4 protein-coding genes are annotated in these 4105 nt (G+C 40.6%); 2 read left to right on the top strand and 2 right to left on the bottom strand.

Annotated features, from left to right (window positions below):
• The coding region (locus IS446_RS13300; protein ID WP_203057168.1) for an IS110 family RNA-guided transposase at positions 1–923 on the bottom strand (923 nt) is incomplete at its 3' end.
• 361 nt (positions 924–1284) lie between these two features.
• Between IS446_RS13300 and IS446_RS13305 the strand changes: the two genes are divergently transcribed.
• Positions 1285–2013, top strand: a complete 729-nt coding sequence (locus tag IS446_RS13305) for a hypothetical protein (protein ID WP_203061249.1) — start codon at positions 1285–1287, stop codon at positions 2011–2013.
• 242 nt (positions 2014–2255) lie between these two features.
• Positions 2256–2711, top strand: coding sequence for a hypothetical protein (locus tag IS446_RS13310; RefSeq protein ID WP_203061250.1), 456 nt, complete (start codon positions 2256–2258; stop codon positions 2709–2711).
• A gap of 269 nt (positions 2712–2980) precedes the next feature.
• Here IS446_RS13310 and IS446_RS13315 read toward each other — a convergent pair whose 3' ends face one another.
• On the bottom strand, positions 2981–4042 hold the full coding sequence (locus IS446_RS13315) for an IS110 family RNA-guided transposase (protein WP_203061251.1): 1062 nt from the start codon (positions 4040–4042) through the stop codon (positions 2981–2983).
• Positions 4043–4105: the final 63 nt, after the last annotated feature.

Below are 4105 nucleotides of genomic sequence, written 5' to 3' on the forward strand. Positions count from 1 at the left end.
GATGTAGCCACTGCGAAGGCTTGCTTCAGCAGTTTATTAGCTACAGCAATCAGGGCCAGTTTTTTACTTTTTCCTTTGTCGACTATCCGGTCATAGAGTTCCTTACAGGCTTTATTGTGTTTACAGGCCGAGAAGGCGCATAAGAACACCAGGTTGCGGAGTTTCTGGTTTCCTCTTTTACTGATCCTGCTTTTGCCGCGAACACTTTTGCCTGACACCCTAATGGTAGGGGTGATCCCCACATAACTGCATAGCTGTGAAGCGTTTTCAAACTTGGTAAAACCATCGGTGATGATGATAAGAAACAAGGCTGTTTTAGTCCCCATTCCGGGAATGCTTTTCAGGTTTGTTAATTGCTGTTGCTGCTCCTTCTTGACCAACTCCAGCAAACGTGACTCCAACATCTCGATTTCCTTGTTTAAATGCTTTAGCGTGCGGTTCAGAGAGTGGTAAACTACTTTTGAAGGTCTTCCCAAAGCTTCTTCGCCATGAAGCTTGTTTTTTATGGCTGTTCGTTTTTTCAGGTAACTATCCAATAAGCGAAAGAGCTGCAGGCACTCTGCCTGTGTTTCATTAAGTGCATTGTAAAGAGGTACTTGATTCTTTTGGGCATATTCACAAATAGCCCTGGCATCGCTCTTATCTGTTTTTACTTTAGACAACTTCATCTGAATAAAACGCTTCACCTGAAGAGGATTTACCACTGATACAGCAACGTTCTTTCGGTAAAGAAACTGAGCGAGTCGATAATGATAATACCCTGTAGCTTCCATCACCACCAGCCCATCCTTATCCAGGGTTTTTAAAAAGGATTTAAAGCCGGAAGGGTCATTAGAAAATTTTTGATGAACCCCTTGTTCATCCATTACATCGAATACATCTTTACTGATGTCTACTCCGTAGATTTTAGTATTTTTAGTCATAAGAACTGAATGAGGAAAGAACAGGCTACTGGAGTTTCAACAACTTAGAATCGAGATCTGGACGTCTCATAGAACTGAACGAAATAGCAGTAGAAAAGAGTGGGGATCATCAATGTTGACGAATTGAAAACATTCACTGGCTATATTGACCTTAATCCACTCTTTTGTTCTTTCTGATTGATCTTTAAAAATTATACAAATCAAACTTAAGTCGGCTATATCTCATGGCTGGTGTAGTACTTCTAAAAAAGAAATAATATTCATGAACTCAACCAGGCTATTCGTTTCCATCGGACGCATTAATCAACCCGCCCGCCACGAGCCATAGCCCGACCGTTACCACACATATTGAAAAACCAAAATGTTCTGGAAAAAGAAAATTAAATTACCGATTACTCTTGAAGACAAAATTTGGATTGATCAAGATCTAAATTGGTTGCGTCGAGAATTAGGCGAAAAGCATTTCATGGAGATTAAGACTGTAACTCCTACTAAAGGATTCTTTGAAAGAGATTTTGATGGTACTGAGAGCGATGCAGAGTTTATTCTAAAGCGCACAATGGAATTAATGTGTATTTCTAATGTCGACATCCAATTGGATTTTTTCAACGACTCCCCTATTGAAATGAGTGATGGTACACTATTGACTACACCTGCAGATATCAATGGAAGTTGGAAAAGCGCTGCTGGAACGTTTGAAATGAAAAATGACCAAACAACCATTTCAATAGAGAATCAGCAATTAAAAAATCCCATTTCATTAATAGCAACAATATCTCACGAACTTTCCCACCAGATCTTATTAGGGGAAAACAGAATTGAAGAGAATGATGAAATATTAACCGATATAATGGCAATAGTTTATGGGTTCGGTATCTTCATTGGTAATTCTCGTTTTCAATTCATCTCAAATGGGTTTAGCTGGAGTTCCAGTAATCAAGGATACTTGCCTGAACAAATAATTGCCTACACTATGGCATGGCTGTCATTTGAAAGAGGAGAAAAAACAGATTACAACCAATTTCTAAATAAATCAATGAAAAAATACTTTGATCAAAGTCTTAAATGGTTAGTCGAAAATGAAAAATAAATACGTGTGGTAACATCGGCTATACCCAAGCGCTGCTTTTCTGTAAGAATTAGACTATTTTCTGTATCTTGATCTCCACAACCAAAACAAAGAAAATCGGCCTTGCATAAAGGTTGCTGGCCTCCGCCAGCGCCAAAGGCCAAAAGGTCGGCCAGCTAACCCAACCGCGCCTGTGCATAGCCTTACCGTTATGCTTAAGCGGGAAAATCTAAACAAAAGATACTTACTACTCAAAATTAAATATGGAGATCGCAGATTCTTTTGAAGAAATTTTAAAACACTCCCATTTTAGGAATTGGTCACCTGATTGGGACGTATTGATAAAAATATATGAAGCTTTTCCAGAATCATATTCAGTATTGTCTCCCTTTGCATATTCATACATGGAAGAGTTAATTAGATCAACTACAAGTGAGTATGGAATCGAGTTAAAGGATGAAAATGGTATAAATAAGAATCGCAAAGTTGGTATTAGATTAATAGAATTAGCCATTCAAGAAAACGAACCAAACAATATAGAATATGTAGCTATTTTAGAAGAAATAAAAAAATATTATCATCGATCTAAAGCAACTGACGAAGGGAATAATCGCCATAGTGTAGCTCACGGATATATGCATCCACGATTCTGGAATAAAGATTCTTTCGAAAAGCTTATTCAAGATATTGCAAGACTCTCAAAGTTTTCGGGTTTTTAGGTTTAAGATAATAGTTCGAAAAAAGCAAAAAATAAAAAACGCCTAAGCATAACACTGGCTATACCCAAGCGCTACATTTCTGTAAGAATTAGACTATTTTCTTTATATTGATCTGCATTAAAAACCAAAGCTATCGTACTTGCTGTCCTGGCCCCGGCCAGAGGTAAAGGCCAACGCCACGGGCCAGGCCAGCTACCCACGCCTGTGCATAGGTACTGTGTTATAAAACAAGTATATTTACCAAAAAATATAGGAAGTGTTAACTCCGGTTAATCACTATCCTGCGCAGCAAGTTCTTTTGAGCTTGCTGTTTTTGTTTTATGATGGTTTTGATCATAATAGGCTTCACTTTTCCAAAGGGCGTACATCAGCAGCAGCAGTTTTCGCTGGGTGGCCACCAGACCAATGATGGGCTTGGATTTAGTGGCTTTAAGACGCTGGTAAAAGGGTTTTAATGTCGGATTGCATCGCACTGCCGTCATGGAGGGCATGTGAAGTACGGCCCGGATATGGCGGTTGCCTTTCTTGCTGATCTTCGATTTGCCTTTCATGGTTCCCGACTCGCGTAAGACCACATCATAGCCTACATAGCTGGTAAGTTGTTTGGCACTGGTGATGTCCTTAAAGCCTAAGGTCTCTGCGATGACCGTAGCAGCAGCCACGAAGGAGATCCCTGGAATACTCATCAGGTAATCCATCTTTTGCATTAACTCGGGATCTGTTTCCATAAGCTGTTGCATTTCCTGTTCTACCTGGGTGATCTGCTTGTTTAATAAAACCAGACGTTGTTTAAGCCGTTTTAAGGTTCTTGCATGATAAGAACCCGCATTGGTCAGGGCGTGTTCTATATTCTTCTCATGACTGCGTTCGCGGATCAATAAACTACGTTCCCTGCTCAGGCTTTTTAGATCTCTTAATAAGGGCGAGGGAGGTGACCACAGCGTTAACCGACGTTCCACCCCCAAGCTGGCCAATACCCGGCTGTCTAACATATCGGTCTTGGAACGTTGTTCCAGGCTTTGGGCATAGCGCTTTACGCGACCGCCCTGCATGATGCTCACATCGATCCCGGAACTGTATAAAAAGATCGCCAAGGCTTCGTGATACACCCCGGTGGCTTCCATCACTACGATCGGAGCCACATGGGCCTGTGGCAGTTTACTGATCCAGTGGAGTACACGACCAAAACCTTGTTTAGTGTTGGGTTGATCTTGCGGGTGTTCAAAATACTTTTCTAAATTGATATCCAGCACACAAGAACACATGGAAAGCATGTCTTTAGAAACATCAATACCGATAGATAGTCGCAAGGGTTCAAGGGATTTACTCATGGTATTTTAAAATTTAAGATCGTACTTCCTCAGGCACTTTTGCTCGCTTTAGATCCGGTCTCC

It is taken from the genome of Robertkochia sediminum, assembly GCF_016786255.1.
GTDB classification, from domain to species: domain Bacteria; phylum Bacteroidota; class Bacteroidia; order Flavobacteriales; family Flavobacteriaceae; genus Robertkochia; species Robertkochia sediminum.

Excerpts from the sequence above, each read along its gene's own strand:
- IS446_RS13305 (WP_203061249.1), top strand. The coding sequence starts at position 1,285 with ATGTTCTGGAAAAAGAAAATTAAATTACCGATTACTCTTGAAGACAAA.
- IS446_RS13310 (WP_203061250.1), top strand. The coding sequence starts at position 2,256 with ATGGAGATCGCAGATTCTTTTGAAGAAATTTTAAAACACTCCCATTTT.
- IS446_RS13315 (WP_203061251.1), bottom strand. The coding sequence starts at position 4,042 with ATGAGTAAATCCCTTGAACCCTTGCGACTATCTATCGGTATTGATGTT.